At 72.1% G+C, this 13,486-nt stretch carries 15 protein-coding genes and 1 riboswitch; of the genes, 8 read left to right on the top strand and 7 right to left on the bottom strand.

Features of this window, described 5'->3' with window-relative positions; all coding sequences use genetic code 11:
• Window positions 1-7: 7 nt before the first annotated feature.
• The 4 genes from ACZ6YG_RS14730 to ACZ6YG_RS14715 all read right to left on the bottom strand — a co-directional run bounded on the left by ACZ6YG_RS14730 (window position 8) and on the right by ACZ6YG_RS14715 (window position 2,169).
• Window positions 8-916 (bottom strand): hypothetical protein, encoded by a 909-nt coding sequence (locus ACZ6YG_RS14730; RefSeq protein WP_466018253.1) that lies wholly within the window; start codon window positions 914-916, stop codon window positions 8-10.
• Between the two features lie 111 nt (window positions 917-1,027).
• Complete coding sequence (locus ACZ6YG_RS14725) at window positions 1,028-1,696, bottom strand: nitroreductase family protein (protein WP_148031486.1); 669 nt, start codon at window positions 1,694-1,696, stop codon at window positions 1,028-1,030.
• A 32-nt stretch (window positions 1,697-1,728) separates the two neighbouring features.
• Window positions 1,729-1,854 (bottom strand): hypothetical protein, encoded by a 126-nt coding sequence (locus ACZ6YG_RS14720; protein ID WP_466018252.1) that lies wholly within the window; start codon window positions 1,852-1,854, stop codon window positions 1,729-1,731.
• 135 nt (window positions 1,855-1,989) lie between these two features.
• Complete coding sequence (locus ACZ6YG_RS14715; RefSeq protein WP_466018251.1) at window positions 1,990-2,169, bottom strand: hypothetical protein; 180 nt, start codon at window positions 2,167-2,169, stop codon at window positions 1,990-1,992.
• A gap of 43 nt (window positions 2,170-2,212) precedes the next feature.
• Between ACZ6YG_RS14715 and ACZ6YG_RS14710 the strand changes: the two genes are divergently transcribed.
• The 4 genes from ACZ6YG_RS14710 to ACZ6YG_RS14695 all read left to right on the top strand — a co-directional run bounded on the left by ACZ6YG_RS14710 (window position 2,213) and on the right by ACZ6YG_RS14695 (window position 6,543).
• A complete protein-coding gene (locus ACZ6YG_RS14710; RefSeq protein ID WP_466018250.1) occupies window positions 2,213-2,488 on the top strand; it encodes a hypothetical protein in 276 nt (91 codons plus the stop codon).
• Window positions 2,489-2,540: 52 nt separating this feature from the next.
• A complete protein-coding gene (locus ACZ6YG_RS14705) occupies window positions 2,541-3,137 on the top strand; it encodes a hypothetical protein (protein ID WP_397199005.1) in 597 nt (198 codons plus the stop codon).
• Window positions 3,138-3,310: 173 nt separating this feature from the next.
• A complete protein-coding gene (locus ACZ6YG_RS14700; RefSeq protein ID WP_466018249.1) occupies window positions 3,311-5,404 on the top strand; it encodes a bifunctional polysaccharide deacetylase/glycosyltransferase family 2 protein in 2,094 nt (697 codons plus the stop codon).
• Between the two features lie 223 nt (window positions 5,405-5,627).
• A riboswitch (cyclic di-AMP (ydaO/yuaA leader) is annotated at window positions 5,628-5,761 on the top strand.
• Between the two features lie 11 nt (window positions 5,762-5,772).
• Window positions 5,773-6,543 (top strand): glycoside hydrolase family 25 protein, encoded by a 771-nt coding sequence (locus tag ACZ6YG_RS14695; protein ID WP_466018248.1) that lies wholly within the window; start codon window positions 5,773-5,775, stop codon window positions 6,541-6,543.
• A gap of 43 nt (window positions 6,544-6,586) precedes the next feature.
• Here the strand turns inward: ACZ6YG_RS14695 and ACZ6YG_RS14690 are convergent, their stop codons facing one another.
• Window positions 6,587-6,964 carry a hypothetical protein gene (locus ACZ6YG_RS14690; RefSeq protein WP_148031483.1) on the bottom strand — a complete coding sequence of 126 codons (378 nt, stop codon included), beginning with the start codon at window positions 6,962-6,964 and terminating at the stop codon, window positions 6,587-6,589.
• Window positions 6,965-7,035: 71 nt separating this feature from the next.
• Here ACZ6YG_RS14690 and ACZ6YG_RS14685 point away from each other — a divergent pair, with 71 nt between their 5' ends.
• Complete coding sequence (locus ACZ6YG_RS14685) at window positions 7,036-7,413, top strand: MerR family transcriptional regulator (protein WP_148031482.1); 378 nt, start codon at window positions 7,036-7,038, stop codon at window positions 7,411-7,413.
• Here ACZ6YG_RS14685 and ACZ6YG_RS14680 read toward each other — a convergent pair.
• The gene (locus tag ACZ6YG_RS14680) at window positions 7,410-7,790 is read right to left on the bottom strand and encodes a cupin domain-containing protein (RefSeq protein ID WP_466018247.1); all 381 of its coding nucleotides are present in this window, start codon (window positions 7,788-7,790) and stop codon (window positions 7,410-7,412) included. The two genes, ACZ6YG_RS14685 and ACZ6YG_RS14680, sit on opposite strands and share 4 nt — an antisense overlap.
• 115 nt (window positions 7,791-7,905) lie before the next feature.
• On the opposite strand from ACZ6YG_RS14680, the gene ACZ6YG_RS14675 reads away from it, so the two are divergent.
• Window positions 7,906-8,406, top strand: a complete 501-nt coding sequence (locus ACZ6YG_RS14675) for a class I SAM-dependent methyltransferase (protein WP_466018246.1) — start codon at window positions 7,906-7,908, stop codon at window positions 8,404-8,406.
• Here ACZ6YG_RS14675 and ACZ6YG_RS14670 read toward each other — a convergent pair.
• On the bottom strand, window positions 8,396-10,762 hold the full coding sequence (locus tag ACZ6YG_RS14670) for a family 20 glycosylhydrolase (RefSeq protein WP_466018245.1): 2,367 nt from the start codon (window positions 10,760-10,762) through the stop codon (window positions 8,396-8,398). The two genes, ACZ6YG_RS14675 and ACZ6YG_RS14670, sit on opposite strands and share 11 nt — an antisense overlap.
• Before the next feature lie 168 nt (window positions 10,763-10,930).
• On the opposite strand from ACZ6YG_RS14670, the gene ACZ6YG_RS14665 reads away from it, so the two are divergent.
• Window positions 10,931-12,418, top strand: coding sequence for a sulfatase family protein (locus ACZ6YG_RS14665; protein ID WP_261808527.1), 1,488 nt, complete (start codon window positions 10,931-10,933; stop codon window positions 12,416-12,418).
• 43 nt (window positions 12,419-12,461) lie between these two features.
• On the top strand, window positions 12,462-13,466 hold the full coding sequence (locus ACZ6YG_RS14660) for an aliphatic sulfonate ABC transporter substrate-binding protein (protein WP_148031478.1): 1,005 nt from the start codon (window positions 12,462-12,464) through the stop codon (window positions 13,464-13,466).
• The last annotated feature ends 20 nt before the right edge of the window (window positions 13,467-13,486 follow it).

Raw genomic sequence — 13,486 nt, 5'->3', positions numbered from 1 at the left:
GCGCCGGTCAGCGCCGCAGCTCGGTGCGCAGCTCGTGCGCCCCGTCGGAGCGGGTGTACTCGTAGTAGAGGCGGACGCCGCCGTCCGGCAGGTCGACCACGTCCAGGTAGCGGAGCCCGCCGCCCGCGTACGGCGAGGCGGCGAACGGCGCGGACCCGAGCGGGGTGAGCGCCGCCGGGTCCGTCCCGGCCGCGACGCCGGTGCGCTCCTCGTAGTTCTCCGCCGCGCTCGCCCTCCCGTCGTAGAAGGCGAGCACGCCGTCATCGGTGAAACGGACCGCGCTCACCCGGACGCCGCGCGCGTCCCAGCAGCCGGGACGGCCGGTCAGCGCGGTGCCGTGCCAGGTCCAGGCCAGGCCGTCGGCACTGGTGGCGTAGTCGGTGACCATCCGGTCCTCCTCCCCCGGCCCGGTCAGCGGGTGACAGGAGGCCCACAGGTGCCAGGTGCCGCCCCGGCGGACGATCACCGGGTCCTTGACCCCGGTCTTCGGGTCGCCGGGCAGCACCGTGGCGCGCAGCCGGGGGTCGAAGGCCGCCGGGGCCGCGGCCTCCAGCACCTCCACCCGCCAGTGCTTGCTCCCGTAGGTGGCACAGCTCAGGTAGAGCCGCCAGCGCCCGTCCTCCGTCGTCGTCAGCCACGGGCGCTCCAGGGACTCGGCGTCCATCTCGTCCCTGGTGATGGTCAGCAGGGTCTCGAACCGCTCGCCGCCTGCGGAGCGCGCCACCACGACGGCGTGGCCGCGCCCTTCCCCGACCGGCCTGCGCAGCCGGTAGGCGAGGTAGACGAACCCGTCGGCGGCCACCGCGCAGGGCGCGCCCGCCCAGTGGCCGTCGCCGGCGCCCGGCGGGACGACCGCGACCACCGAGCGGGCGGGATCGGGAAGCCAGGCTGCGGCGGCGTTCTCATCGATCGGCATGCGCCCGAGACTAGGCCCCGTACCGGAGGCGCTCATGTGGATCCACCCTCTCCTTGGCCAATCTATGTATTTCCGATTACTTTGCCATAGAACCGGCCGCGGAGCGCGGGATCAGGACGGCCCGGGACGCGACCAGCCGTCCAGATGGAGCACCTGGTCGAGCGGGACCCGGGGGGCGGGCTTGAAGGTGTCGCCGGTGTAGTAGGCGGTCGGGATGAGGGCGCCCTGCCGGACCTCCGCCGGCAGGCCGAGCAGCTCGGCGATCTCGCTCTCGTACGCCAGGTGCAGGGTGGTCCAGGCGGTGCCGAGGCCGCGCGCCCGCGCCGCGAGCATGTAGCTCCACGCGGCGGGGAGCAGCGACCCCCACAGCCCCGCCTGGTTTCCCTCGGGGAACCCGCCGCCGGGCACCTCGATGCACGGGATGACCAGCACCGGCACCTCCCCCATGTGCTCACCCAGGTAGGCGGAGCTGTCGGAGATGCGCCGCTGCGTCGCCGCCCGGTCCGGGTCGTCCTGGAACAGCTTCCCTGCGGACGACCCCGACGCGTGGTAGGCGCGTACGGAACGCCCGTAGTAGTCGCCGATCCGGGCGCGCAGGCCGGGATCGGTCACCACGATCCAGTGCCAGCCCTGGCGGTTGCCGCCGCTCGGCGCCTGCAGGGCGATCTCCAGGCATTCGCGTACGAGCTCCGCCGGCACGGGCCGGCGCAGGTCGAGACGCTTGCGGACGCTGCGGGTGGTGGTGAGCAGCTCGTCGGGGCTCAGCGGCAGGATCGTCATGATCTCATCCTGTCAAAAACGACGTCCGCAGGTCATGCGAGCGCCTCCTGCCCGGCCGTGTAACGGGAGGCGGGCCGGTCGAGGCCGTGGTGCCCGCGCAGCGTGCGCCCCTCGTACTCGTGCCGGAACAGCCCTCTGGCCCGCGGCTCGGGCACCACGTGGTCGACGAAGGAGGAGCCCGCGGACCGTGAGGCGCTCGCGCCTGGCCAGGTCGACGACGAGCCGCCGCCGGCTCCGCGCGCCCTCGGTGCCGGCCGGCACGTCGGGCAGCGGGCCGTCCAGGTCGTCCTCGGTCAGTCGATGCCGGTCATGGGGGAGAGCTGGGTGAGCCCGTACGCGGGGATGACGAGGTCCTCCAGCTCCTTCTCCAGGCGCAGCGCCTCCCGCTCGGTGGACCCGATGATCGGCGAGATTTCCGGCAGCACGAGGAGCTCGTCCGGCCGCCTGCCGTGACGGGCCAGCCTGCCCTTCACGTCGGCGTAGAACGCGCGCGCCTCCTCCAGCGTCTGCTGCGCGGTGAAGACGGCCTCGGCGTGGCCGGGCGGCGAACTCCTTGCCGTCCTCCGACGAGCCGGCCTGCACCAGCAGCGGGTGGCCCTGGGGCGGGCGCGGCGCGTTGAGCGGGCCGCGGACCGCGAAGTGCTCGCCCTCGACCTGGTGGATCTTGCCAGGGTCGGCGTACAGGCCGCGCACGCGGTCGCCCACGACGGCGTCGGTCAACTATTTCTTCTGGTTATACATAGATTGATTTTTACGAACTTGTGTTCGAGCATCAACTTGACGTCAGCATGATCGTCTATACATGATCAGCTGTCCCCACCCCCCGGTTTCCCAGAAGCAGGCCATGTCGCCCCTCACCCCCGCCCGAGAGCAACCCTCGCCGCCCAGCGGCGCGGTCTTCGTCGACCACAGCGGCCGGCGGAGGAGGTGGTTCACGATGGGCGCGGTCCTGGTCAGCACGCTCACTCTGGCGGCGACGGTGACGCTCGTGGGCGCGGTGCTCGCGGACACTCCGCTGCCGGCCGGCGGCTGGCCGAGCCGGCACGCGAGCCCGCCGCCCGGCGGCACGCCCTCCGAAGACGCCGGTCCCGGCAGCGAGCAGGCCGAGCCTGAGCCGTCCCTTTCCCGGTCCAGGTCCCGGCGGGCGCCGACCCGGTCAGCGCCCACGCGCGCCTCCGGCCGGCGCACCACCGCCGCGCCCTCCCGTACGCGAGCCAAGAGCCCGTCCGCCCGCCCCACCTCACCGTCCGCGCGGCCGTCCCGTACGTCCGAGCCCCCGGACACGGGCGCGGCCGTGGAACCCGAGACGGCCCGCGACACCGCACCCCCCGGCGAGACCACCCCCACCCAGCAACCGGAACCCGCCGCGACCCCCTCCCCGGACCCCACCGGCGAGCCCTCCCAGACCCGGAACCCCACCACCCCCGGAACCCCCTCATGACCCCCCGCCGCAGACGCCCCGTCCCACAACCGGACAGCGCTCCCGCGCCCGGATGGGGGCAGGCACATGACCCGGGTCTCGGCGGGACGATCGGGCAGGCGGCGGATCGGGTGCCCGGTCCGGCGTACGGGCGTGACGTCCGTCGGGGTGGGCGGCGGCGGGGCAGGAGGCGGGTGGCCGGGCGGGGTGTGGAGCCTTCGGGGCACTGGCTGATGTTGCTGGCCGGGGTGGCGCTGGCGGGGTGCGCGCTGACGCTCGACGGGTTCGTCAAGAACGTGGTCGGCGAGACCGGGCCCCAGCGAGGCGGCGGGGACCCGGCGTCGTGGCTGGAGCCGGTGCGCCGCAGCGGCCCGGTGCTCGACCTGACCGGGGAGAAGCCGGCCGGCGCCCGCCCGAAGGCCCGCACGGTGGCGCTGACGTTCGACGACGGGCCCGACCCGGAGTGGACGCCGCTCGTGCTGGACGCGCTGAAGAAGCACGGGGCGAAGGCGACGTTCTTCACGGTCGGCTCGAAGATCGCCGCCCATCCGGAGCTGACCCGCCGGATCGTCGCCGAGGGACACGAGATCGGCAACCACACCTACACCCATCCCGACCTGTCCGCCGTCCCCGCCTGGCGGGCCGAGCTGGAGCTGAACCTCACCCAGAAGGCGCTGGCCGGGGCGACGGGGCTGCACACGATGCTGGCCCGCCCCCCGTACTCCTCGACCCCTGACGCCATCACCGGCGAGCAGTGGGACACCCTGGCGATGCTCGGCCGCGAGGGCTACCTGATCGCGCTGGCCGACCTCGACACCGAGGACTGGAGCAGGCCGGGCGCGGCCGGTATCGCCAGGGCCGCGTTCCCGCGGGGCGGGCGCGGGGCGGTGGTGATGATGCACGACTCCGGCGGCGACCGCGCCCAGACGGTCGAGGCCGTCGGCCGCCTGCTCGACCGGCTGGACCGGGCCGGCTACCGCGCCGAGACGCTGACCTCCGCGCTCGGCATGCCGTCGGCGCACCGGCCGGCCGCGCAGCCGGAGCGGATCGCCGGCGCCGCGCTCGGCCTGGCGCAGCGCGCGGCGAACGCGTTCACGGACGCGCTGTGGTGGGTGCTTTTCGCCACCGGCGTGCTGACGCTGGCCCGGCTGCTGCTCCTGGTGGTGCTGGCCCGGGTGCACGCCCGGCGCTCCCGGGGTCCGGGACCGGCCCTGACCTGGGAACGCCCGCCGGGGGTGAGCGTGATCGTGCCCGCGTACAACGAAGAGGCGGGGATCGCCGCGACCGTGCGCTCGCTCGTCGCGACCGCGTACCCCGGGCCGGTGGAGGTGCTGGTGGTGGACGACGGTTCCACCGACCGCACCGCCGAGGCCGCCGCCGGGCCGCGGCTGCCGGGAGTACGGGTGATCAGGCAGGACAACGCCGGCAAGGCCGCCGCGCTGAACACCGGCATCCGGCACGCGCGCCACGAGTTCCTCGTCATGGTCGACGGTGACACGGTGTTCGAGCCGGACACGATCGGGCATCTCGTGCGCCGGCTCGCCGACCCCCGCGTGGGCGCGGTGAGCGGCAACACCAAGGTCGGCAACCGGCGCGGGCTCATCGGCCGCTGGCAGCACGTCGAGTACGTGATCGGCTTCAACCTGGACCGGCGCGCGTTCGAGCTGCTCGACTGCATGCCGACGGTGCCGGGGGCGATCGGCGCGTTCCGGCGCGGCGCGCTGGTCGGGCTCGGCGGGGTGAGCACCGACACGCTGGCCGAGGACACCGACCTGACGATGGCGCTGTGCCGGGCGGGCTGGCGGGTGGTGTACGAGGAGCGGGCGCTGGCGTGGACGGAGGCGCCCGCGACCCTGGGGCAGCTGTGGCGGCAGCGCTACCGCTGGTGCTACGGCACGATGCAGGCGATGTGGAAGCACCGCCGCGCGCTGGCCGAGCCGGGTCCGTTCGGCCGCCGCTGCCTGGGTTACCTGGCGCTGTTCCACGTGCTGCTGCCGCTGCTGGCGCCGGTGGTGGACCTGATGGCCGTCTACCACACGGCGGTCGGCGACCCGTTGCCGGCGGTGGCGGTGTGGGCCGGGTTCGTGGTGGTGCAGGCCGCGGCGGGCTGGTACGCGCTGCGGCTGGACCGGGAGCGGGTGTCGGCGCTGTGGGTGCTGCCGCTGCAGCAGCTGGTGTACCGGCAGCTGATGTATCTGGTGGTGTTCCAGTCGGTGGCGACCGCGCTGCTCGGGGTGCGGCTGCGCTGGCACACGGTGCGCAGGCAGGGCACTTTCGCGGCGCCGTGACGGCACCGCCGGGAGATTTTACCCGGAGGCCGGATTCCCTTACGTACAAGGGGTTTCGGGGGCTGTACCCCGGGCCCGAACCGCCAAACCGGATATGTCATACTTGCAATATTTTTGTCTGCATATATACCTTTTGCGTATTCGCGGTGATACCCCAACTCTGTTGCCGCATCGATTGACCGGACCGTGCGCTGTCCTGACGGTGTCCCCCTCACGCCAGGGCAGCGCACGGCCGCCGAATCCGCGTCTCGCGGAGCCGGGGACCCACTTCCTGGGGTGAATCGGACGCCAGCGTCCGTAGGGGACTTCCAACTCCGAACCCGTCAGCTAACCCGGTAGGCGGCATGGAAGCAAGGAGTCATTTCCTCATGCCCAAGCCTCAGCTTGCCGCTGCGCTGAAGTACCGTCCCAGCAACCGTCTCAAGTACGCCTTCGCCGGCGCGCTGCTGGCGGGGACCACCGCCGTCGCCAGCGTGACCGGCACCGCCATCGCCGCCACCGGCGGCGCCGCCGCCCCCGTCGAGCCGAACCCGGCCATCGCCCAACAGCAGGCGGCCCAGCTCACGTACGGGCAGGACGTGTCGAACTACCAGCCCGACCACGACTGGGAGGCCAGCCCGGCCGAGTTCGGCATCATCAAGGCCACCGAGGGCACCGGCTTCACCGACAAGACCTTCGCCCGGCACTGGCAGGAGCTGGACAAGAAGGGCATCGTGCGCGGCGCTTACCACTACGCGCACCCGCGCAACAACCCGATCGCCGAGGCCGAGCACTTCCTCTCGGTGGTGAACTCCCAGCCCGCCAAGCCCGGCGACCTGCTGGTGCTGGACCTGGAGACGACCAACGGCAGGTCCGTCTCCGAGGTGAACGCCTGGGCCAAGGCCTGGCTGTCGCACGTCAAGGCCAAGACCGGCGTCACGCCGCTGTTCTACAGCGGCTGGCACTTCGCCGACACCTACGGCGCGGGACTGTCGGAGTACCCGCTCTGGGTGGCCCACTACAGCAAGCCCAAGGGCGAGATCACCCCGCCGGCGGACTGGAAGTCGTGGACCATCCACCAGTACTCCGACAAGCCCATCGACCACAACGTCTCGGCCCTGACCCCCGACCAGCTCCGCAGCCTGGGCCGTCCGGCCTGACCCGCTCTGTGACGCCTCCCGCGAGGGAGGCGTCACAGTCGTCTCAGCCCTGGTGGATCCTGAGCCCACGCTCCTCCATGCGCCGCAGCAGCTCGGCCGGGCCCACCGCCGTCTCCGGCAGCAGGTAGAACTCCTCCAGGATCGGCCCCGCGTCATCGGGTGCGGCGGCGTCCCAGATCACCTCGTCACCCGGCGCCGTGACCTCGAAGGCGAAGAACGCGCAGCACGCCTTCTCCCGCGCGGCGAGATCCCGTACCCACTCCTCGACCCCGTCACCGGCGCGGAACCGGAACCGGATGCCCCCGGCGGTCCGCTCGCGTCCGGTGAGCGCCTCGCCGAACAGCCGCCGGTACTCGGCCAGCCGTTCCTCGGGGGTGTCGCGGGCGGTGGTCATGTCGCAGACGATCGGTGGGGTGTCCATGATGTGCTCTCCTTCCGTCACTTCCGGAGCGTAGAGTCTGGACCTAGGTCCAGAGTCAAGAGGAGAGCGGTGTGAAGATCGGCGAGGTGGCCCGCGAGGCCGGGGTCAGCGTGGACACGGTCCGCTTCTACGAGCGCCGCGGCGTGCTGCCGGCGGCGGGGCGCAGACCGTCGGGCTACCGGGTGTTCGACGCGTCGGCGGTGTCCAGGATCCGCGCCGCCAAGGCCCTGCAGGAGCTGGGTTTCACGCTGGACGAGGTGGCCGGCGCCCTGCGCTCCCACGACGCGGGCGGCGCGACCTGCGCGAGCGAGCGGTGGCGGCTGGAAGCGGTGGTGGAGCGCATCGACGCCAGGATCGCCGAGCTGGCCCGGGCCCGCGACCTCGCCGCCCGGAGCCTCGCCGACTGCCGTTCCGGCGACTGCCGCTTCCCGACCGGCCTGTCCTTCTAGCGCGAGCCCTCGCCGGCCTCGGCCAGGTCGGCCTCCTCCTTGGTCTTGTGCACGGTGCCGTCGGCGTGCTCGGGCGGCCCGTACGCCGTGTGGAGCACGAGCGGTGCGGCGCCGGTGTTGACGAAGTTGTGCGGGGTGCCCGCCGGGACGGCGACCAGGTCGCCCGCCTTCACCGGACGGACCTCACCGCCGACACGGGCCTCTCCGGTCCCGGAGACGAAGGTGAGGATCTGGTCGGTGTCCTCGTGCACCTCCTCGCCGATCTCACCGCCCGGCGGGATGGTCATGGTGACGACCTGGACCTTCTCCCCGGTCCACAGGACCCGGCGGAAGTCGGTGCTCTCTTCGGCGACGGTGGCGATCGCGAAATGGTGCACGGTCGGCTCCTGTGTCTCGCGGTTCAAGCTGGCGTATGACTCTTGCCAGGACAAAAGCTGACATAAACGTAATGTCCGGCAGGTGGACACCGGGCGCGGTGCTAGTTTCGCCGTCATGAAGGTGCCGGAGAGGCTGCTGTGGGCCGTCGAGACCCTGGAGACGCGGCCGGGCGAGCGGGTTCTGGAGATCGGCTGCGGCCGCGGCGTCGCCGTCGGACTGCTCTGCGAGCGCTCCGCCTCCGTCACCGCGATCGACCGGTCGGCGACGGCGGTCGAGGCCGCACGCGAGCGCAACGCCCGCCACGTCGAGGCGGGCGCCGCGGTGATCGAGCAGGCCGAGCTCGACGGCGGCGGGCTGCCCGGCGGCCCGTACGACAAGGTGTTCGCCGTCAACGTGAACGTCTTCTGGACCCGCTCCCCCGCCGCCGAGCTGGCGGCGGTCAAGCACGCGCTCGCGCCCGGCGGCTCGCTCCACCTGTTCTACGAGCCGCCGGGCGCCGCCAAGGCGCAGGAGATCGCGGTCAAGGTCCAGGCCGCGCTCGCCGGGTCCGGCTTCACGTCCACCACCCTGACGCGCGGTCTCCTGCTGTGCCTGAAGGGTGAGCTCACCCCGTGACGGTGACCGTCAGGTCCCCCGTGACGGGCGCGCCGCCCGGCGTGCGGACCGTCAGCGTGCCGGTGTAGGTGCCGGGCCGGCTGAAGGTCCTGGCCGAGGTCACGGTGAAGGCGGCGTTGATCCGCATGCCGGGGATGCTTCCCTCCCTGGTGGTGGCCGGGGTCACGGGCTCCTGGACGCCGTCGCTCCAGGTGACGGCCGCCTCCAGGCCGGCGGCGGTGTGGCCGGGCGCGGTGAGGGTCCAGGAGGCGCCGGTGGGCCGGCCGGTGCGGGTGCTCACCGATCCGCCGAGGATCTCCAGCCGCCAAGGCACGTCGGCGGTCGGGAAGAAGTTCGTGCCCTGCACGGTCAGCCTGCCGCCCATCTTCGCCAGGCGGTTCTTGAAGTCGGCGTAGTCCCGCTGGTCCTGGGGTGTCCAGCCGACCTCGGCGGTGGCGATCAGGCGCGGGTAGGCGTAGTACTGCGCCTGCTCGACGCGGCGGATGAACTCGCCCCACACCGCCGACTCCACGCCGAGCACGCTGCTCTCCTGGATGCCGGGGATGTACGTGCCGGGGTCCCAGTTGTAGTGGCGGTCCAGGCCGCACGGCCCGCCGCACGCCCAGGTGCCGCCCTCGGGCTGGCGCGAATCCTGCTTCTGCGGCACGTACGCGTGCGCGGCCGGGGAGAGCACGACCTGGGCGCCGCGGTCGTTCACGGCGGCGGCCACGGCGTTCCGGTTGCCGTTCCAGAACTGCACCACCGCGTTGTCCCGCGGCAGCGCGGTGCCGGCGTACTCGTTCCAGCCCACGACGGTCTTGCCGAGGGCGCGCACGTTGCCGGTGAAGGCGTCGACCATCTTGACGTAGTCCGCGTGGCTGGTCGAGAACGCCTCGTCGCCGCCGATGTGCAGGTAGGGGCCCGGGGTCATGGCGGCGATCTCGGTGAGCACGTGCTCGGCGAACTCGTACGTGACCGAGCTGTGCGCGTCCAGGGAGGAGTAGCCGACGGCGCCGGTGCCGTTGTGCGGGACGGTGGTCTCGCCCGGCTTGAGTGCCGGCCGCGCGCCCGGGGTGTTGAGCTGCGGGATGGAGTGCAGCGCCGAGTTGACGTGGCCGGGCAGGTCGACCTCGGGGATGACGGTCATCCCGTGCTCGCCGGCGTAGCGGACGATCTCGGCGTAGTCGGCCTTGGTGTAGAAGCCGGTGATGCCGGGCTCGGTGCCCCGCTCGGTCATCGCGGTGGCGCCGCCGACCTCGGTGAGGGCGCCGTAGTCGATGCCGGACGGGTTGCTCGCCGGGTCGTCGAGGGCGATGCGCCAGCCCTGGTCGTCGGTCAGGTGCAGGTGCAGGCGGTTGACCTTGAACTGGGCGGCGGCGTCGATGTAGGTCTTGACCTCGTCCACCGGGTAGAAGCTGCGGGCGACGTCGAGCATCATGCCGCGGTGCGCGAAGCGCGGGTAGTCGGTGATCTCCACGGCGGGCACCGTCCATTCGGCGCCGACGACCTCGCCCGACTCGGCCCACTGCGGGAAGAGCTGGCGGAGCGTCTGGACGCCGTGGAGCGCGCCGTTCGGGGTGGCGGCACGGATACGCACCTCGGCGGCGGTCACCGACAGCGTGTAACCCTCGGCCTCGTGGCCCTCGGGCGCCTTGCCGGCGCCGACCTCGATGACGATGGGCGCCGGGCCGCGGCCGGCGGCGGCGACCGTCAGCTTGTGGCCGGTGGCCCGGCGCAGCAGGCGGGCCAGGTGGTTCGCGGGCGCCTGGGCGCCGTCGCCGAGTGCCAGGACGCGGGTGTTGCGGTGCAGCGTGTACGGGGCGCCGCCGGTCTCGGTGAGCGACACCGGCTTGGGCAGCAGGCCGAGCGTGGGCTCGGGGGCGGCGGGCGGACCGTCCCAGATCTCGAACTCGGAGATCGAGTAACCGTACGCGGCCCAGCGCTGCTTCCCGTGCACGCGCACGTACGAGACCGGCTCGGCGGAGCGCACGTCGATCACGTCGGTGCGCGGGCAGGTGTCGCGCCGCGGCGAGGCGACGTCGGTCCAGGTCTGACCGTCGGCCGAGGTCTGCAGGACGAAGTCGCGCGCGCAGGCGTTCGGCCAGTGGAGTGTCACGTGGTCGACCTTGGCGGGTGCGGCGAGCTGGACCTGGACCCAGTTGTCGTCCTGGTACTTCGAGGACCAGCGGGTGGCGGTGTCGCCGTCGTTGACGTGCGCGGCCACGAAGTCGGCGCGGTCCAGCTCGACGCTGGAGGCGGTGGCGGCGCCGGCGAGCGCGAGGTTGACGGGCCCGGCGGCGGCCTGGGCCGGTGCGGGGATGGTGAGTGCGGGAGTTAAGAGCGCGGCGGTCGCTAGGGCCACGAGGGAGCGGCGCATGGGACTCCTTATCGATGCGCGGTGGTTCGCACAGTGTGATCACTCTTGCCGATTAACGTCAAGAGAGCGGAAATAAAGTAGCGGTAACGCCCAGGTCGCCCCTCTTGCGGTCAGCGCTGGTCACCTTTAACGTAAACGCCCAGGAAAAAATGAGCGATCGGAGTACGGGTGACCAGTCCACGCAACGTCCTGTTCCTGATGACCGACCAGCATCGGGTGGACACTCTCGGCTGCTACGGCAACCCGGAGGTCCGCACGCCCGCGCTGGACGGCCTGGCGGCGGAGGGCACGCGCTTCGACCGGTTCTACACGCCGACCGCCATCTGCACCCCGGCGCGGGCCTCGCTCTTCACCGGCCTGCACCCGTTCCGGCACGGCATGCTCGTCAACCCGGAGCGCAACGGCGGCGGACGCGACGAGGTCGCCGCCGGCCAGCCGGTCATGTCCGAGCCCCTGCTGGCCGCGGGCTACAACATGGGCCACGTCGGCAAGTGGCACATCGGCCGCGAACGGGGCCCCGAGTTCTACGGCATGGACGGCGAGCACCTGCCGGGCGCGCTGAACCCGTTCCACCACCCCTCCTACCAGAGCTGGCTGAAGGAGCACGGCCATCCCCCGTTCGCGGTGGAGCGGCCCGTCTTCGGCACGGCCCAGAACGGCACCGGCCGCGGCCACCTGATCGCCGGCCGCCTCAAGCAGCCAGCGGCGGCCACGGTGGAGACCTTCCTCGCCGACCGCACGCTGGAGCTGCTGGAGCGCTACGCCGGCGACTTCCACCGCGGCGACAGGCCGTTCGTGCTGTCCTGCCACTGGTACGGGCCGCACCTGCCGTACCTGATCCCGGACGAGTTCTACGACATGTACGACCCTGCGCGGGTGCCGCTGCCGGAGTCCATGGCCGAGACCTTCGACGGCAAACCCGAGGTGCAGCGCCGCTACTCCGAGTACTGGTCGGCCGACCACTTCGACGCCGACGCCTGGCGCGGGCTGATCGCCGCCTACTGGGGCTACGTGTCGCTGATCGACGCGCAGGTGGGGCGCCTGCTCTCCGCCCTGCGCGAGCTGGGTCTGTGGGACGACACGGCGGTGATCTTCACGGCCGACCACGGCGAGTTCACGGGCGCGCACCGGCTCAACGACAAGGGCCCCGCCATGTACGAGGACATCTACCGCATCCCGGGCATCGTCCGGGTGCCGGGCGCCCCGGCGCGGACCGTGGACGCCTTCGCCACGCTGATCGACCTCAACCCCACGATCCTCGACCTCGCCGGGCTGCCGCCGCAGGATCCGTGCGACGGCGCGAGCCTGCTCCCGCTGATCGGCGGCGAGCCGCCCGAGGGCCGCGACTCGGTGGTCACCGAGTTCCACGGCCACCACTTCCCCTACTCCCAGCGCATGATCCGGGACCACCGCCACAAGCTGGTGTTCAACCCCGAAGGCGTGCACGAGCTGTACGACCTGGACAGCGACCCGCACGAGCTGCGCAACGTCTACGCCGTGCCCGCCTACGCGGCGGTCCGGCGTGACATGACCGCGCGGCTCTACCAGGAGCTGCTGCGCCGCGGCGATCCCGCGTACAGCTGGATGAGCTACATGGCCGACATCGGCGAGGGCCGAGCCCCCGACGTGGACGGCGTCGCTGACGAGGTGGCCTGATGCCGCCCGTCACCCCACCCGTGAACCCAGAAAGGACCTCCCGATGAGGCGTCCTCGCATACTGGCCGCCGCCCTCGCGGCCCTGGCCATCCTGCTGCCCGTCACCGCGTGCGGCTCCTCCTCCGAGGAGGGCGGCGCCGAGCCCGCGAAGGTGCGCTTCGGCTACATCGCCGACTTCGCCGGCGCGGCGGTGCTCGCCGCCGCCGACAAGCAGGGCCTGTGGGCCAAGCACGGGCTGGAGCCGGAGCTGAAGGTGTTCACCAACGGCCCGCTGCAGATCCAGGCGCTCGGCTCGGGCGACATCGACTTCGGCTACATCGGCTCCGGCGCCACCTGGCTGCCCGCCAGCGGCAAGGCCAAGATCATCGCCCCGAACATGCTGGGCATGGCCGACCGCGTGATCGTCCACCCGGGCTCCGGCATCTCCTCGATCGCCGGCCTCAAGGGCAAGAAGATCGGCGTGCCCGAGGGCACCTCCGGCGACATGATCCTCGAACTGGCGCTGAAGGAGGCCGGGCTGACGGGCAAGGACGTCGAGAAGGTCAACATGGACCCCAGCACGGTCGTGACCGCCTTCAGCGGCAAGCAGATCGACGCGGCGGCCATCTGGTACCCGCTGATCGACACCATCAAGAAGAACGTGCCCGACCTGGTGGAGCTGACCAAGAGCGAGGACTACTATCCCGCGCTCAGCTTCCCCAGCTCCTTCGTGGCCCGCAACGAGCTGGTCGCCGAGGACGCCGCGACCGTCACCAAGGTGCTCAAGGTGCTGCAGGAGGGCAACGACTGGGTGGCGGCCAACACGGCCGAGGCCGAGACGCTGACGGCCACGTTCCTGAAGGCGCCCGGGGAGCAGTTCAAGGGCGCCTCGGCGGTGACGAAGATCGTGCCGACGGCGGAGCTGCGGAAGATGGCCGAGGACGGCTCGGTGGCCGGATGGTACAAGGGCCTGGCCGACATCTTCGTCACCATGGGCAAGCTGACCGAGTCACCCGACCCCGCCACGTACTTCACCGCCGACCTGTACGCGTCGGCGGCCGCGGGCTGATTTTTCGCGAGAAGATGACA

Source organism: Nonomuraea sp. NPDC054003 (assembly GCF_055585125.1).
The sequence above is the reverse complement of the archived record's forward strand: the minus strand, read 5'-3'. Positions and strand labels throughout refer to the sequence as shown.

What these genes read in the sequence shown, in the direction of transcription:
- ACZ6YG_RS14695 (WP_466018248.1), top strand. Translation starts at nt 5,773, where the DNA reads ATGCCCAAGCCTCAGCTTGCCGCTGCGCTGAAGTACCGTCCCAGCAAC.
- ACZ6YG_RS14675 (WP_466018246.1), top strand. Translation starts at nt 7,906, where the DNA reads ATGAAGGTGCCGGAGAGGCTGCTGTGGGCCGTCGAGACCCTGGAGACG.
- ACZ6YG_RS14730 (WP_466018253.1), bottom strand. Translation starts at nt 916, where the DNA reads ATGCCGATCGATGAGAACGCCGCCGCAGCCTGGCTTCCCGATCCCGCC.
- ACZ6YG_RS14660 (WP_148031478.1), top strand. Translation starts at nt 12,462, where the DNA reads ATGAGGCGTCCTCGCATACTGGCCGCCGCCCTCGCGGCCCTGGCCATC.
- ACZ6YG_RS14725 (WP_148031486.1), bottom strand. Translation starts at nt 1,696, where the DNA reads ATGACGATCCTGCCGCTGAGCCCCGACGAGCTGCTCACCACCACCCGC.
- ACZ6YG_RS14705 (WP_397199005.1), top strand. Translation starts at nt 2,541, where the DNA reads ATGTCGCCCCTCACCCCCGCCCGAGAGCAACCCTCGCCGCCCAGCGGC.
- ACZ6YG_RS14690 (WP_148031483.1), bottom strand. Translation starts at nt 6,964, where the DNA reads ATGGACACCCCACCGATCGTCTGCGACATGACCACCGCCCGCGACACC.
- ACZ6YG_RS14670 (WP_466018245.1), bottom strand. Translation starts at nt 10,762, where the DNA reads ATGCGCCGCTCCCTCGTGGCCCTAGCGACCGCCGCGCTCTTAACTCCC.